This window comes from Vibrio sp. dhg (genome assembly GCF_003443775.1).
Taxonomy (GTDB): domain Bacteria; phylum Pseudomonadota; class Gammaproteobacteria; order Enterobacterales; family Vibrionaceae; genus Vibrio; species Vibrio natriegens.
This window is the reverse complement of record NZ_CP028943.1, coordinates 957,094-973,118: the sequence shown is the minus strand read 5'-3', so window position 1 is coordinate 973,118 and position 16,025 is coordinate 957,094. Positions and strand designations below refer to the sequence as shown.

At 46.1% G+C, this 16,025-nt stretch carries 15 protein-coding genes; 7 read left to right on the top strand and 8 right to left on the bottom strand.

From position 1 onward, the window contains the following. The first annotated feature begins 256 nt into the window (after window positions 1-256). The 3 genes from DBX26_RS04560 to DBX26_RS04550 all read left to right on the top strand — a co-directional run bounded on the left by DBX26_RS04560 (window position 257) and on the right by DBX26_RS04550 (window position 3,800). Window positions 257-847, top strand: a complete 591-nt coding sequence (locus DBX26_RS04560) for a TetR/AcrR family transcriptional regulator (RefSeq protein ID WP_118118007.1) — start codon at window positions 257-259, stop codon at window positions 845-847. Window positions 848-860: 13 nt separating this feature from the next. After that, on the top strand, window positions 861-2,735 hold the full coding sequence (locus DBX26_RS04555; RefSeq protein ID WP_065302123.1) for an MFS transporter: 1,875 nt from the start codon (window positions 861-863) through the stop codon (window positions 2,733-2,735). A 132-nt stretch (window positions 2,736-2,867) separates the two neighbouring features. Continuing rightward, window positions 2,868-3,800, top strand: coding sequence for a YeiH family protein (locus DBX26_RS04550; RefSeq protein WP_118118005.1), 933 nt, complete (start codon window positions 2,868-2,870; stop codon window positions 3,798-3,800). Between the two features lie 25 nt (window positions 3,801-3,825). Here the strand turns inward: DBX26_RS04550 and DBX26_RS04545 are convergent, their stop codons facing one another. From DBX26_RS04545 to DBX26_RS04515, 7 genes are all read right to left on the bottom strand, one after another. Further along, a complete protein-coding gene (locus tag DBX26_RS04545; protein ID WP_118118003.1) occupies window positions 3,826-4,005 on the bottom strand; it encodes a hypothetical protein in 180 nt (59 codons plus the stop codon). A 120-nt stretch (window positions 4,006-4,125) separates the two neighbouring features. After that, entirely contained in the window at window positions 4,126-5,559 is a 1,434-nt protein-coding gene (gene menE / locus DBX26_RS04540; protein WP_118118001.1) for an o-succinylbenzoate--CoA ligase, read from the bottom strand. Beyond that, window positions 5,544-6,533: an o-succinylbenzoate synthase gene (gene menC / locus DBX26_RS04535; RefSeq protein ID WP_020336155.1), complete on the bottom strand. Its 990-nt coding sequence runs from the start codon at window positions 6,531-6,533 to the stop codon at window positions 5,544-5,546. The genes menE and menC overlap by 16 nt, the downstream gene beginning before the upstream one ends. A 126-nt stretch (window positions 6,534-6,659) precedes the next feature. Then, window positions 6,660-7,526 carry a 1,4-dihydroxy-2-naphthoyl-CoA synthase gene (gene menB / locus DBX26_RS04530; RefSeq protein ID WP_118117999.1) on the bottom strand — a complete coding sequence of 289 codons (867 nt, stop codon included), beginning with the start codon at window positions 7,524-7,526 and terminating at the stop codon, window positions 6,660-6,662. Between the two features lie 26 nt (window positions 7,527-7,552). Then, window positions 7,553-8,347 (bottom strand): 2-succinyl-6-hydroxy-2,4-cyclohexadiene-1-carboxylate synthase, encoded by a 795-nt coding sequence (gene menH, locus DBX26_RS04525; protein ID WP_118117998.1) that lies wholly within the window; start codon window positions 8,345-8,347, stop codon window positions 7,553-7,555. After that, window positions 8,334-10,052: a 2-succinyl-5-enolpyruvyl-6-hydroxy-3-cyclohexene-1-carboxylic-acid synthase gene (menD, locus tag DBX26_RS04520; RefSeq protein WP_118117996.1), complete on the bottom strand. Its 1,719-nt coding sequence runs from the start codon at window positions 10,050-10,052 to the stop codon at window positions 8,334-8,336. Before menD ends, menH begins: the two co-directional genes overlap by 14 nt. Further along, a complete protein-coding gene (locus tag DBX26_RS04515; RefSeq protein WP_065296558.1) occupies window positions 10,049-11,356 on the bottom strand; it encodes an isochorismate synthase MenF in 1,308 nt (435 codons plus the stop codon). Before DBX26_RS04515 ends, menD begins: the two co-directional genes overlap by 4 nt. A 217-nt stretch (window positions 11,357-11,573) precedes the next feature. Here DBX26_RS04515 and DBX26_RS04510 point away from each other — a divergent pair, with 217 nt between their 5' ends. The 3 genes from DBX26_RS04510 (at window position 11,574) to DBX26_RS04500 (ending at window position 14,809) form a co-directional block, all read left to right on the top strand. Continuing rightward, window positions 11,574-12,788: a pyridoxal phosphate-dependent aminotransferase gene (locus DBX26_RS04510; RefSeq protein ID WP_014231230.1), complete on the top strand. Its 1,215-nt coding sequence runs from the start codon at window positions 11,574-11,576 to the stop codon at window positions 12,786-12,788. 90 nt (window positions 12,789-12,878) lie between these two features. After that, window positions 12,879-13,463 carry a 5'-deoxynucleotidase gene (gene yfbR / locus DBX26_RS04505; protein WP_014231229.1) on the top strand — a complete coding sequence of 195 codons (585 nt, stop codon included), beginning with the start codon at window positions 12,879-12,881 and terminating at the stop codon, window positions 13,461-13,463. A 23-nt stretch (window positions 13,464-13,486) separates the two neighbouring features. Continuing rightward, window positions 13,487-14,809: an anti-phage deoxyguanosine triphosphatase gene (locus DBX26_RS04500; RefSeq protein WP_118117994.1), complete on the top strand. Its 1,323-nt coding sequence runs from the start codon at window positions 13,487-13,489 to the stop codon at window positions 14,807-14,809. On the opposite strand, the gene DBX26_RS04495 is transcribed toward DBX26_RS04500, so the two are convergent. Then, window positions 14,806-15,429 carry a tRNA-uridine aminocarboxypropyltransferase gene (locus DBX26_RS04495; protein ID WP_065296543.1) on the bottom strand — a complete coding sequence of 208 codons (624 nt, stop codon included), beginning with the start codon at window positions 15,427-15,429 and terminating at the stop codon, window positions 14,806-14,808. The genes DBX26_RS04500 and DBX26_RS04495 overlap by 4 nt on opposite strands. A 3-nt stretch (window positions 15,430-15,432) precedes the next feature. Between DBX26_RS04495 and rrtA the strand changes: the two genes are divergently transcribed. Beyond that, window positions 15,433-15,984, top strand: a complete 552-nt coding sequence (rrtA, locus tag DBX26_RS04490; RefSeq protein ID WP_020336146.1) for a rhombosortase — start codon at window positions 15,433-15,435, stop codon at window positions 15,982-15,984. Window positions 15,985-16,025 lie beyond the last annotated feature (41 nt).

Sequence of the window (16,025 nt, the reverse complement as noted above, 5' to 3'; positions counted from 1 at the left end):
AGTGTTCAGATAGTGGCACGTCAAAGATGAGTGTTGATTCATCATACTCCGTATGCATGCTCATTAAAACAATCTAACCCGTCTGACATGTATCAGAATATTGCCAAAGTTACACTCGCTGATCATTTCTTATGCAAGTATCAGTAACAACAGACAAATCCATCTCTCGTTATGCTCATTTGGATACAGGATTTATTGACGGTGAATAACTAGCCGACTATCATATTGAACAATGTTCAATATAGCAGTTTGAAGTATGGCGCGCAGAAACGATCACACCAGAGAAGAGTTAATAAACCTAACCTTAGCAACCGTTAAAGATTTTTTAGAAGATAACTCTTATCACGAGCTTAGTCTTCGTAAGATCGCTAACATGATCGGTTACGTGCCAAGTACATTAGTTAACATTTTCGGTAACTACAACTTACTACTTTTACATGTTGTAGCTCAGACTCTGGATGAGTTATCCCAGGAATCAAGAAAAGCGACAAGTGATTGTAAAAACGCAAACGAAGCACTGTTTGAACTGGCCTATTGTTACCACGATTTTGCCCTTAAACATCCATACCGATGGCAATTAGTATTCGAGCATAACATGAACGGCGCAGAGCTCCCTGAATGGCAAGCAAAACGCATTGATGGTATGACGGGGATATTAGAGTCACTTCTCGCGGAAATTGCGCCTCACCGCACAGACTCTGAAGTAATTCAAGCCAGTCGTGTGTTGTGGTCTGGCGTACATGGCATTACCCTACTCAGCGTAGATGATAAATTTTTCTCGAGTGAACCAGTGGACGGTAAAGTTTTAATAAGTAACCTGCTATCTAACTACCTCAATAACTGGTAATAAAGGATTCGACATGTCATCGGACAGACATCCCTCCTTACTTAGACAAAGAAAGTTCCTGCCTTATTTCATTACTCAGTTTTTCGGCGCTTTCAATGACAACATTTTTAAGAACGTTTTACTGCTTTTTGTCGCCTTTGCTGGTGCCGGTGCCTTACCTATTTCCAGCAACCTGTTCATCAATTTAGCCGCGGGTTTATTCATTCTTCCTTTCTTTCTGTTTTCAGCCTCAGCAGGTGTGTTAGCAGACAAGTACGAAAAGTCATGGTTTATCCGCAAGGTAAAGTTATTTGAAATTGCAATAATGGCTTTGGGCGCCATTGGCTTTATTACCGAAAGTTATGGCGTGTTATTACTGCTGCTGTTTTTGATGGGCACTCAGTCCGCATTTTTTGGCCCGGTAAAGTACGCTCTGCTGCCACAAAACCTGAATGACAAAGAATTGGTTCCGGGTAACGCCTTAGTCGAAGCCGGTACCTTTATCGCAATTCTGATTGGGACGCTGGGAGCCGGCATTATTGCCTCATCAGAGAATGCCAAATACCTCGCGGCATTTTGTGTGGTGCTATTTGCGCTGCTCGGTTATTTATCGAGTCGTTTTATCCCATTTTCAGCCGCTAGTGCACCGAACCTGACCTTCCGCTGGCAACCATATCAACAAACTAAGCACACCCTCTCGATCTGTAAGTCTGATCGGGTAGTCTTTCAGTGTATTATGGCAATCAGTTGGTTCTGGTTCCTGGGTGCTGCTTACCTGACCCAATTTCCAAACTTTACGAAAGTGTATCTGAACGGCACAGAAAGCGCGGTTTCCTTCTTACTTGCCCTCTTTTCAATCGGTATTGCGCTTGGGTCATTGCTTTGTAACTGGATTTCCAATCACCGAATTGAAGTCGGTATCGTGCCAATTGGCGCGCTGGGTATCACAATATTCGGTTACTTGATGGCGACCTCGATTCCAGGCGACTTACCTCAATTTCAAACTTTTAGTGAATTCATCGCCTTCCAGGATTACTGGCTTCTGTTTTTCTACCTATTGATGATTGGTGCATCAGGCGGGTTATTCATTGTTCCTCTTTACGCGTTAATGCAGCACCGAGCAAAAGAAACCGAACGTGCTCAGGTCATTGCTGGGCTCAACATCTTTAACTCGTTCTTTATGGTCGGTAGCGCGGTATTAGGTATTGTCTGCTTAAGCGTGATTGAAATGACGATTCCGCAGTTGTTTGCATTACTTGCAGTACTCAACCTCCTTGTCACTGTGTACCTGTTTATGCAGGTACCTATCTTCGTCGTCCGTTTTGTTGTTTGGATGCTGACTCACACTATTTACCGAGTCAAACACAAGAACCTGCATCATCTACCAGAAAGCGGCGGCGCCTTGATTGTGTGTAATCACGTCAGTTATATGGACGCACTACTTTTAAGCGCGGTATGCCCTCGCTTAATTCGCTTTGTAATGGAAGAAGATTACGCCAACCTGACGCCGATACGCGGCTTCTTGCGCCGAACGGGTGTGATACCTATTTCAGCCAGTAATCGAAATTCAATCCGAAGAGCGTTCAATGACGTCGAACAAGCATTAGCCGAAGGCGATATCGTGTGTATTTTCCCGGAAGGTAAGCTGACCTCTGACGGCGAGATCCAAGAGTTCATGCGCGGTATTGATATTATTCTGCGCCGCAGTCCAGTCCCTGTTATTCCAGTAGCATTAAAAGGGCTTTGGGGTAGTTACTTTAGCCGATGCAAAGGCAGAGCTTGTAAAGGGCTTCCAACCAGATTCTGGTCGAAGCTGGAAATAGAAGCAGGCTCGCCAGTCCAGCCAAACGACGCAACGGCTCAATTGATGTTTGAGAAGGTGCGAGAATTACGCGGTGATTGGCGCTGATAAGCCCCGTTGAATCTATTCATTTGAACACATGTTTAGGATAACTGAACATGTGTTCAAATCATTAAGACAAACTGACCATAAGTGATGCGATATACTCACACTTTCACAAACAATAACGAATAATAAACCTTGAATAAAAAGTATCTTCTTTTTGGATTGGCGCTGCTGTTTTGCCTGACCCCTTTTGTATCCTCACCTATCGCGCTGGTTATTGGCTTTCTACTCGCTAGCTTTGGCTTTGTGCCAGGCGAACTGCCTATCGCGTCTTTCACCAAAAAGCTACTTTCTTATTCCATTATCGGTTTAGGGTTTGGGATTAATTTCGAGCAGGCTCTGGCGGTTACGTCTGATGGTATCGGTCTAATCATCGCAACCATACTTGGTACATTGGTGATCGGTTCGCTCATTGCCAAAGCCATCAAACTTGAAACAACGACGGCGTATTTAATTTCTTCTGGTACTGCGATTTGTGGTGGCAGTGCTATCGCCGCCGTTGCACCTGCGATCAGAGCTAAAGATGAACAGATTGGTTTGGCACTGGCAACTGTCTTCGTCCTAAACTCGGTCGCCCTATTCGTATTCCCCGTAATTGGCCATGCGCTGGAACTAGACCAACATACGTTTGGCACATGGGCAGCCATTGCCATTCATGACACCTCTTCAGTGGTCGGCGCCGCATCGACTTATGGTGAGGAAGCGCTTACCACAGCAACGACCCTCAAATTAGCTCGCGCGCTTTGGATCATTCCGGTTGCATTAATTAGTGCTGTGATTTTCTCGCGAGATAATGGAGAAGATGGTTCAAGTAAGATTGCGATTCCTTACTTTATCTTTTGGTATTGCGCGGCCATTGCGTTCAGTGACTTTTTACCTCAATTCGAGGTGCTCTATCACGGTATCTTTACCGTTGCCAAGCAGGCATTGGTGGTGTGCTTATTCTTGATAGGATGCAGTATTTCCGTTTCCAAGCTGAAGTCTGCTGGTGCTAAGCCATTGCTGTTTGGTGTCAGTTTGTGGGTTTTAGTTTCCGTATCATCACTGATATGGCTGTTGATTCACTGATCCAATCAACCGTAGAAAATATTAATCAAACGCTTTCTGACTCAGTTCTGCCTGACGTACGATCACTTCGTTGCTTGTGGATAAAAACTAAAGCGATCGCGATAAGAAATGCCGTCAGTTCAGCTAAAGAACGAGCTAATCCTTCACTGTTTAGTGAGATGCCTATTTGTAGCAGAACTGCCGCTATTAACGCAGTCTTGACCATACTGAACCTTATGCTTTTATTCTTTAGAATGAAGCGTAATTATGATTCAGTGTTATAAGGATACAAAATTCCCTTTCTGACTAACACATAGCAAAATTGACTAACCTTACTTAAGATTGGTCAATTCCTCTGCAGCCACTCTTTTACCGCTTTGCGAGAGACCTTTATTCCACCCGCTAATAATGTCTTTGGCATCGAGTGATACGCGATTGGCCACTTGAACTTCTCAAGTTTGGCTTGCAGGAAATGTTCGTAGTACTCTGAACTCATCAACTGGTCGGTTTGAATCACCGCTACAGGTCGATGACCGAACTCCTTATCTTCAACGGGCACCACAATACTTTGCACCACAGTCTCGATCTGGTTCAGAACCGCCTCTATCTCTTCACAATGAATGTTTTCACCACCCGAGATAAACTGATTATCAGCCCGGCCAATAATCTTAAGCTCATTTCCCTGCCACTCTCCTAAATCCTTGCTGTCAAACCAGCCTGATTCGTCCACCAACGGCGTAATGTCACCCTGAAAAAAATAGCCAGATGCTAAGGTTTGCCCACCGATAAAAATACGGCCATCCACTATCTTGATGTCGCGATTTTGGAGCACGTGGCCAGCATTGCTGGTTTTGTCGATTTGCTTTGCTGTCACTGTAGACGCCGCTTCTGTCATGCCGTAGCCCAGCCAGGTTTCAATCCCCTGACTTGCTGCACGCAAAGCCAACTCATGATCGACATGGCTCCCTCCCAGCAAAACATGAGATAAAGACAGCTCTGCCTTGTCATCCAATAATCGTTTAAGTTGTGTAGGCACCAGTGAGGCATGAGAGACACCTAAAATATCCTGTGCTAACTGACCATTACCAACCTTCAGCGTTGCACCAGCAAACAACCAACGATACATAATCGCCAGCCCAGACACGTGATAAAGAGGCAGTGACAACAACCAAGTATCCTGCTGAGTGAACGTAAACTCACTCAGCAAACCTTGTGCTGAGGCGTAATGTTGTCGATGAGTATGCACCACGGCTTTCGGCACGCCCGTTGAACCTGAAGTGAAGACAATCGACGCCGCATTGTCATGGCGATAACCGCTCTCTTGCTTGGCGTTTAATGATTGTGATGTATTCTTGGGACAGTTCAGTAATGTGCCGTTCAGAGCGGTTTGATTTAGTTTAGAATAAGAGGCCAATACCTCTTTGGTAAACCACATGAAACGCGGCTGTTTTGACTGGTATAAAATGTGCAACTTGCCGTTAAGAGCCTCGAACGGCTGTGGCATAGTTAATGCCCCAATAGCGCCTATCTGCTGCGCCGCCAGATATAACAACACCGTCTCAGCTTTATTCTTGCCGACGAGCGTAACAACACTTCCGCACCCTACTCCTTGCTCCCGCAAATAGTGAGCATAATGTTCAATACGAGATTCAAGCTGCTGCCAGGTTAAGGACTCTTCCGGAGTCACTAATGCAGTCGAAAATGGGCTCGTCTGAGCCCAGTAAATCCAAGGTGCAATCGCGCTATTTTCTGTCGCGAATGGCTCTACGCTGATTGCCACACTAATTCCTGCTCAGCGAGAGGGGCAATTGGAAGTTCACACTCTGGCCAACCTTGCTCTAACTGTGATTTAAACAGTCCGATGGTGTCTAATCCCGGAACTTCATCAGGAAGTTGCCATTTCGCAAAACGTGCAAGTTGAGTCAATCCTAAGCTGGATTCGATACTTGAACTGATCACCGCTTTCATGCCCAGAGACTTTGCTTTTTCGATTAGCTTAATACAAAAATCAACGGAGCCAATCAGAGTCGGCTTAATGATGATAGCTTTTACGCCGGTTAGATCTTCGAGACGGAAATCTTCACGTCGAGATGCATCCTGTAGGGTTTCATCCCAAGCGATCGCAATGCCAGTGTTAATAGCGAACGACAGACTGTCGCCCGGCGAACGGCAAGGCTCCTCTAAGAATGAGATCCGTTGACGCAACGAAGGTGTTACATACTTGGCGAACTGCTGAGCTTTTTCTGGTGTCCACGCCCGATTAGCATCAAGTCGCAAAGTGAGCTGAGGAATGGATTCCAGAAACAGGTTCACCAACATACCGTCGCGAATAGGCTCATAAAGCCCTACTTTGATCTTGGCGACTTTGTCCCCTTCCATCTCGTTCAATTTTGGAATCAGTTCGTCAGGATCACCGGTACAAAGTGGCGCTGCTTGATATTGACCATCACGAGGCAACTCTCCAGCTAATTCAAGCTGAGCCATTGATAAGCCGAAAGCAACCGACGGCACCATATTGGCGTAATCAATCGGCAATCCGGCAACCCAACGTTCAGCCTGGTCCTGAAGCTGCATACCCGCCTCATCGCTAGTTTCGTGGCTAAACCCTACAAGAGGGGCCACTTCACCAAGGCCAACCTGCTCACCATCGGTTAACTCAATAACGTAACCGACACGCTCGGTCAGTTTGTTATCACGCAGTATTACGCCACTATCCATGGGAAGGCAGTAACGGTAAATTTTAGCTTTACGCATAATCCTCTCCTAGTCGTCCGTATAGCCCAAGCACGCTAAAAGACAAATCAGCGTCCTCCCGAAGGACAAGATCCTTGGGCTCTAAATTTAATTCAGAGAAGCCCTATGGCTTCTCTTCTATACGGATTAAGGGTTACGAGGGAATTTATCGAAGTCTGGGCGACGCTTCTCGTTAAAGGCGTTACGGCCTTCCTGACCTTCATCGGTCATGTAGAACATCATGGTCGCGTTACCTGCCAGTTCTTGTAAGCCTGCCTGACCATCACAGTCAGCATTCAACGCCGCTTTCAGACAACGCAGCGCCATTGGGCTGTGCTGAAGTACTTCACGACACCAGCGAACGGTTTCTTTCTCAAGATCTTCCAGTGGTATAACGGTATTCACTAAGCCCATATCTAATGCTTCTTGCGCATTGTAGAAACGACACAGGAACCAAATTTCGCGTGCTTTTTTCTGACCGACGATACGAGCCATGTAAGAGGCACCCCAACCGCCGTCAAACGAACCGACTTTAGGACCAGTCTGACCAAACTGCGCATTATCAGCGGCAATGGTTAAATCACACATCATGTGCAGAACATGACCACCACCGACAGCCCAGCCAGCAACAGAAGCAATGACTGGTTTTGGACAAGTGCGGATGTCACGTTGGAAGTCCAGAACATTCAAATGGTGAGTGCCCTGATCATCTTTGTAACCGCCGTAATCACCACGGATCTTCTGGTCACCACCAGAACAGAACGCATCTTCACCCAAACCGGTTAAAATAATCACACCAACAGCAGAGTCATAACGTGCGTCTGCTAATGCATCAATCATCTCTTTCACTGTTTGAGGGCGGAACGCATTACGCACTTGTGGACGCGCGATGGTTATTTTCGCAATGCCATCTACAGACTTGTGATAATGGATATCATCGTATTTTTCGCTGCAATCTTTCCATTCAACCGGAGCGTAAAGTTCTTCTTCAGAAATGCCTACTGTTTTTGCCATGGTGATTCCCATTGTTATCGTTACTCTCACTTTAAGTGAGATTCAATTATTTGCTTTATATACATCGCAAATTGTTTGGGTTGCTCTTGATGGACGTTGTGTCCGGCTCCCTCAATTTGTCGATACATCAACCCGCTATTTGCTGCCAGTTGACAGAATTTTTTATCTTTCGCACCACAAAGGTAATAAACCGGTACTGGTTGCGCTTGTAATGCTGGTAACAGATACGACTGTGTTGCCAACGATGTCGCACGTAACATCTTCGCGACAGCATCGCCAAGATTAGCACTACGCTTTGCAATCAATGTTTGTCTTTGCTCATGGTTTAGTGAAGAAAACACCGTTTGCTGATACCAATCGCTCAAAACATGTTCAATAGGTTCAATTTCAAAGCGCGACGCCCAGCGATAGTCGTTTTCAAACCTCGCTCGTTTCTCTGACTCTGTTTGAAGCCCGAAGTTTCCCCCCTCAATAAACGCGGCGCAAATATTGAGATCTGGAAAGCAGTTCTTGGCTAATCCATGCATGGTAATTCGGCCACCCATGGAGTAACCAATCAAAACAAGCGGTTGGTGAGAAGAAAATAATAAAGATAGTGTGGAATTAAGGGATTTGCAGCAATCATCTAAATCGGAGCAACAGGTAGCCTGGCTAGCCCCATGGCCGGGTAGATCTATGGTCACCCGTTCAAACTCGGTCAACTCATCGATACAGGTTTGCCAATCCTCCCCACTTCCTAACAAGCCATGCAAAAACACCAAAGTAGGGAGTTTGACGCTTTGGTGTTTTCCAGTTGCCGTAAAGTATTTAGAACTTAGCATGCAGGTTTTTATTAAATATTTTAATCAGTTCCACCGCTTGGCTAGGTGGTGTTTGTACTTCTACTACCAGTGTACCTTGGCCACGCTCAAAGTGATCGGAGACCAGTGCCTGATACTGTTCTAACGTTTTGGGCTGTTGGTAACTCAAGCCAAATTGTTTTGCCGCATGTTCAAACTGATAACCATGAGGCATTTGGTAATAGGTCTGGCGATGTTCCTGTGGCACAGGGAGAATATCAAATATGGCGCCGCCGTCATTATTGGTAATAACAATAACAGCAGGCCGCTTCGAATGAGTAAACAGCGACAGAGAGTTAAGATCGTACAACGCGGATGTATCACCAATATAAACCAGTAATGGATTGTCACGAGAGCGCTGTACGCCAGATGCCGTAGCCAGAATTCCATCAATACCAGAAGCGCCACGATTAGAAAACACCTCACTTTGGCCCAGACGACCAAACATATCGACTAAACGGACAAACAGGCTATTGCCAAGAAAGACGTCTACGTTTTTCGCTCTTTCTTCGATATCAACCGCCACGGCAACTTCATTTAAGTCGAAGGTCGATGCACTTAAAAACGAGTGTCTAATGTGCAGGCTGATTTGCTCAACGTCTGCTTTTAGCTGGCTTGCCCATCCAGACTCAATTGAATTGACAGCAGCGACACGTTCCACCCAACTTTTTGGCGATTCAACCCAATGCAGTTGCGGCAGATGGCTTTGGTTATTTCGGCCTGGGCGCTGGGAAATATACCAATATTCAGTTTCTCGCTCTGCAACTCCCCGGGTAACCTGAGTTTCAATCCAATGATTAAGACGCTTGGAGATAATGCGGCTGCCGAACTGGATGATCAGGTCACACAATTCAAGCTGCTGTACCAGATTCGGCAAGGTCAACCATAAATCGTAGTGCCCCCACTCGGAGCTGACACCACTTTGTGGATCAGCCAATACCGGCCAACCCATCTTTTGAGCAAATGAAAGCGCAGCTTCGGACTCTTCCAAAGGCAAACTACCAATGATCACAACACCTTTTTTCTGTTCCAAACAAGGGATGTCGCTGACTGCGAGAGACGAAAAACGCTGAGTGTAAGTACGGTGGCTCTCCCTCCAAGCGGTGACAGAGCTGAGATAGTGCTGATATTCGCGTTTAGAGCATATGGAATAGAGAGGCTCAGGGAAAGCACAGTTAATATGTACAGCGCTCCCTTCCAGCTGCTGTGTAAACATCACTTCATCAACGGATGTAAGCAACCAGTTAAGTGGCGTAGTTTCTGTCGGACTTGGCAGATTCAAGCTCGCAGACACATGTTGAGAAAAAATGCCCAATTGATTGATGGCTTGATTCGCTCCACAGCCAACCAGTTCTACCGGACGATCTGCGGTTAACAGCACCAGCTTCTCACCGGTTAATTTAGCTTCCGCAATCGCTGGCAGTAAGTTCGCGACAGCAGTACCCGAAGTCACAATGACCGCTACCGGACTTTGACTGGCTTTCGCTAAGCCCAACGCCATAAAGCCTAATCCACGCTCATCAAAATGGGTATGAATCGTAAAATTAGGATTATCGGCGGCTTCCAGCGTTAACGGTGTTGAACGTGAACCAGGCGCGATGCACACATGCTCAACTCCAAATCGATTCAGCTCTATCAACAGTGTTTCAGACCAAATACGATTTAGTACGGCTTGATCATGACTCATGATGCCACTCCAAGTGGCGGGTGCTCAGAGATGAGCGTTAACAACGTTGACATTTTCTTATCCAGTTCAGCCCATTCATGCTCGGCAACTGAGCCAGGTACGATCCCTGCCCCGGCAAACAACTGAACTTGATCACCAAGTACCAAAGCACTTCTTATCGCGACACAAAACTCCGCACGTTCGTGACTAATGTACCCCATAGAACCTGCGTACCAACCTCGAGCAAACGGCTCATTTTCAAGGATGAACTGCATAGACTCTTGGCGAGGTAAACCAGCAACGGCCGCGGTAGGCTGTAATGCAGAAAGCAGCTGCACACCATTTATGCCAGCTTTGAGGCTTGCGTGGATATTACGTTTGAGATGCTGCACTTTTCTCAGTCGCACCAATCGGGGCTCCGTTTCCACCTCGACTGATTCAGAGTGAGGGGACAAACGCTCAACAATATCATCCACAACATACTGATTTTCTTTCAGGTTTTTAAGGTCTTGCGATAGCCAGTTAGCCAGTTCCATATCATGGGTCGCATTATCCCCACGACCAATGGTTCCAGCTAAAGCTTCAGTATGAAGTTCATGCCCCACCCGCGCATAGAGACGCTCTGGGGTAGAGCCCATAAAGCTGTGCTTACGATCCAAACTGAACAGAAAATGGAAGCTATGATGATTTTGGCTGGCACTTGCTTTGAGCAATTGTGCTGCACTCAACTCTCTATCGAGGTGAAGCGTGGAACGACGTGCCAGAACGACCTTTTTAAAGTCATCATTTTCAATACCATTCAGTACTTTGTCTACCAGGTCTCCCCACTCAGGCTGAGTCGGAGTATGCTCTATTAACCGTATGTGAGTAGAAATTGGCGTTAAGGCTGCGACATCACAAGCCAGCTTGTGTAATCCAGCTAATGTACGTGATGTATCTTCAGCAACATTAACCGCTAAAGACCATTGCTCATCAAAGCGAATCAGTTCTATTTGCGGCAAAAAGAAAAACGAGGTCATGCAGCGACGGTTTTTCTCATGCTGGCCGTCAAAAGAGCGCCCGCCCCAAACTCGCTGGCCCTCTCCCAGAATCGTATAGGCTGAACCAGGGTCGACAAAAGAATGCAATTGTCCTAGAGCGACAACTTCTTCACGAGTATCACGGGATTGCCAATAAAACTTGGGAAAAAGTGGTTGCGCATCAAGCCAATCAATCAATGAAAAGTGTGGTTTCTCGCCAAGAGGCTCGACCAAACGCATTGGATTGCCTTGTATTTTCTGAACTCGCTTGATAATTCTTTGTACGGCTTGATGGAACTGTGACAAATCAACCTCGTAGTATGTGAGGATAAAGGGTAACTTATGGCTACTCTAAGTTTAGACCTAAAGCAAATCAAGGCTGTATGCGATCTTTTGCAAACTCGTAGAACAGCACAGGTGCAAAACAAAGACTATAAACAGATAATTTACAGATATATATTCTATTAAAATACAAATTATTGTATTTTAATAAAGAAATTAACGAATTTTTAGGAATTAAACAATGCAAAATATCGGGATGTCGTCAAAACTCGATAATGTCTGCTACGACATTAGGGGTCCTGTACTCAAACATGCTAAGCGCATGGAGGAAGAAGGGCATAAAATCCTAAAGCTAAACATTGGTAACCCCGCCCCATTTGGTTTTGACGCCCCTGATGAGATTTTAGTCGATGTAATCCGAAATCTGCCAACTTCTCAAGGTTACTGCGATTCCAAAGGGATCTATTCGGCTCGTAAAGCCGTGGTTCAGCATTATCAGCGTAAAGGCATTCGCTCTCTAGACGTAGAAGATGTCTATGTAGGCAATGGTGTATCAGAATTGATCATGATGTCGATGCAGGCGCTGTTAAACAATGGTGACGAGCTGCTAATTCCTGCTCCGGATTACCCATTGTGGACTGCTTCTGTGGCACTATCGGGTGGTAAACCGGTTCACTATATTTGTGATGAGGAATCAGACTGGTATCCAGATTTAGAAGATATCAAGAGTAAAATCACGCCGAAAACTCGCGGCATCGTTTTAATCAACCCGAACAACCCAACGGGTGCGGTTTACAGCCGTGATTTCTTACTTGAATTCATTGAAATTGCGCGTCAGCACAATCTGATTATTTTTGCAGACGAAATCTACGATAAAGTTCTTTACGACGGTGCGACACACACCTCTGTTGCGACACTGACTGAAGACGTGCTCGTGATGACGTTCAACGGCCTGTCAAAAGCATACCGTGTATGTGGTTTCCGCGGTGGCTGGATGTTCCTTACAGGGCCGAAGCACCTCGCACCTGGCTATATAAAAGGTCTGGAACTGCTCTCGTCAATGCGTTTGTGTGCAAACGTGCCAATGCAGCACGCAATCCAAACCGCACTGGGTGGATACCAGAGTATCAATGAACTGATTTTACCTGGTGGTCGCCTGCTCGAGCAGCGTAATCGCGCTTATGAGCTGATCACGCAAATCCCGGGAGTATCGTGCGTTAAGCCGAAAGGCGCTATGTATCTGTTCCCGAAAATTGATACCAAGATGTACAACATCAAAAACGATCAGCAAATGGTGTTGGACTTCCTGAAACAAGAAAAAGTGCTTTTGGTTCAGGGCACCGGCTTTAACTGGCCAAAACCGGATCACTTCCGCATCGTGACACTCCCACATGTCGAAGATCTTGAAACCGCAATCGGACGATTCGAGCGCTTCTTAACGACTTATAGCCAGTAATGAATCACTGGTAGTAATTAGTACTGATCTCTCATATGCTTAGAGGAACTCCTAGTGAGTTCCTTTTTTACACCAGAAACGGAGAAAGCTATGAAAGAGAGCCATTTTTTCGCCCACTTGGCAAGAATGAAGCTGATCCAACGCTGGCCTTTGATGCGCTCTGTATCACCAGAAAACGTTTCGGAACATAGCTTACAAGTCGCTTTTGTTGCCCATGCCCTCGCGTTAATCAAAAACAAGAAGTTCGGCGGCGCTCTGAACCCTGAACGTATTGCCCTTCTCGCGATGTATCACGATTCAAGTGAAGTGCTTACTGGCGATTTACCAACGCCTGTTAAGTACTACAATCCAGAAATCGCGAAAGAGTATAAAAAGATTGAAGCCGCTGCTGAGCAAAAGCTTCTGTCTATGCTTCCTGAAGAATTTCATGAAGACTTTGCCCCATTTCTTCTCTCTCACTCCGCACACGAAGAAGACGCAAAAATTGTCAAGCAAGCTGATTCCATTTGCGCCTATTTGAAATGCTTGGAGGAATTGAGTGCAGGTAACCACGAGTTTGCTTTAGCGAAAAAGAGACTTGAAGTGACATTGCAAGAGCGTCACACACCAGAAATGGATTACTTTCTGACTACCTTTGCACCAAGCTTTGAGTTGTCACTGGATGAAATCAGTTAAGGTCTTAGTCAAAGGAGATATTCGTGTCATTTGAATTGCACTCACAATGGCAACAACGCCATGACGATGAACATAAGATCCGTCGAGATGACCACAGAAGCCCGTACCAACGTGACAGAGCCCGAATCCTGCACTCTGCCGCATTCCGTCGCCTACAGGCTAAAACCCAGGTGCACGGTAACAGCTTAGAAGACTTTCACCGCACCCGGTTAACCCATTCACTTGAAGCGGCTCAGCTGGGAACGGGAATCGTTGCTCAGCTCAAAAAGAAACAAGCGGAATTTCGCGATCTATTACCATCAGATAGCCTGATAGATTCGCTCTGTCTGGCACATGACATCGGTCATCCTCCATACGGGCATGGTGGTGAAATCGCGCTAAATTACATGATGCGAGAACATGGTGGTTTTGAGGGTAATGCTCAAACCTTTCGTATCGTGACCAAGCTAGAGCCGTATACAGAACACTTTGGCATGAACTTGTCGCGCCGAACTCTGCTCGGTCTGATAAAGTACCCCGCTCTAATAAGCCAGACTCGCTCAACCGTTTTACCTGCGCCAGCAGAACACCAACGAAAACTGAAAGCGCACGAATGGTACCCAGCGAAAGGAATATACGACTGCGACAAAGCGCTGTTCGACTGGGTACTCGAGCCGCTTACAGACAATGATAAAGCTCAGCTTAGCCAAATGCGCAATGAGCCAGAATCCGATTTGGAACACAGCAAAACGCGCTTTAAATCGCTTGATTGCTCCATCATGGAGTTAGCCGATGATATCGCCTATGGCGTTCATGACTTAGAAGATGCGATTGTTCTCGGCATGGTAACGCCCCATCAATGGCAAGAAGGCGCTGCCAGCCAATTAGCCGACTGTGGTGACCCGTGGTTTGAGGCACATATCGACTCCATTGGGCAAATGCTGTTCAGTGGTAAACACCATGAACGAAAAGACGCGATTGGCGGTATGGTCAATGCATTGCTGACCAGTATTTCAATTAAGCCTGTGGATGTCGCCTTCACTAGTCCGCTTCTCGCCTGGAATGCTTGTTTAGAGCCGCAAACAGCAAAAGCCCTCGATGTTTTGAAACACTTCGTTAGCCAGTACGTCATCCAGGTTCCACAAGTGCAAATTGTGGAGTACAAAGGTCAACAAATTATCATGGATATCTTTGAAGCGCTGACGGCCGCGCCTGAACGTTTACTTCCGATACACACCAAAGAGCTTTGGTGCCAGGCTGACACTGAAAGCGACAAAATGAGGGTCATTGCTGACTACATTTCAGCCATGACCGACAGCCATGCGCAGAAACTGCATCGACAATTATTCTCGTCGATCGTGCTTTAGTCGTTACTGTCCTTCAGATAATTCTTTTCAAAAACGCCCGGAGGCATCTGGGCGATTTGAAACTCAATCATCTTTTCAAACACATTCAGCAGAGGCGTAAAGTTCTGTTGAGGTTCAAGTATGCTTAGTGCATAAAAGCCCGCTTCTACCGTCGATAAACTGTTCTGAGAAGGTGCTTTTCGGATCGTATAACCACCCTGAAGGTTTGCAGGCAACTTCACCGTTGGTAAATCATGTAGGTTGGTTGAAAGCTGCCACATCTTGTACGCTTTCTTCCAGGTTCCATCCAACAGGATAAGACGAATTTTCTTGTTGTTTATACGCTTCTCTTCTTCAACTTCAGACAGGCATACGGATTGCTCCGATGGGTAGAGAATCAAATGCTCATAATCGCCATCCGCCAGTAAGTTGTTTAAGGATTCATCCTGAGAAAAATCTTCACCGATCAAACAAGTACAGTTGTCTAAGCTTAATTTTAGAATCCGTGCCGTACCAAGTGGCCGATGCTCTTCACTACTATGTTGAAGAATGATAAGTTCGACTTCGCTTTCTAGCGGTACAATCCAAGAGCAAATACAAGCTTTGCGCGATTTTCCACACTGAGAACAATAACGAGACATAGAGTGAACCTTTATACTTTGCTGACTATCATCAGCGTTATCTGCGTAGCACTGCAATTTGAACCAATGGCGAGCCTGAGCGAGTGGCACGCCTATAATATTCGCCACGGTGAATGGTGGCGAATCGTAACAGGAAATTTAACTCATACCAACTTTGCTCATTTAGGCATGAACCTGGCCGGACTATGGATTATTAGCTTTGTTTTCCGCCCGAGTACAAAAAACTTCCTCATTGTCTTTCTACTGCTGTGTACTTTCGTCGGTGCTTTGAATTTGTTCACCAACATGAAAGTCTATGTGGGACTTTCTGGTGTGCTGCATGGCCTGTTTGGCTTTTGGGCGTTAAGAGAGGTGTTCGAAGCCAGAAGAAGCAGCTTACTACTCGTTGGCGGTTTGATAGCTAAAGTGGTTTGGGAACAGCTTTACGGCCCATCAACAAGCACAGCAGCTATGATTGGTGCACGCGTCGCAATTGATGCCCACCTATTTGGGACGATTGGCGGGCTGGGTATGGCACTGCTGGAAAAAGGCAGTCGTCGCCGTTTGTTTGGGTAAAAAAACCGAGCCAAGAAATAACTTGGCTCGAAAAACAGTAA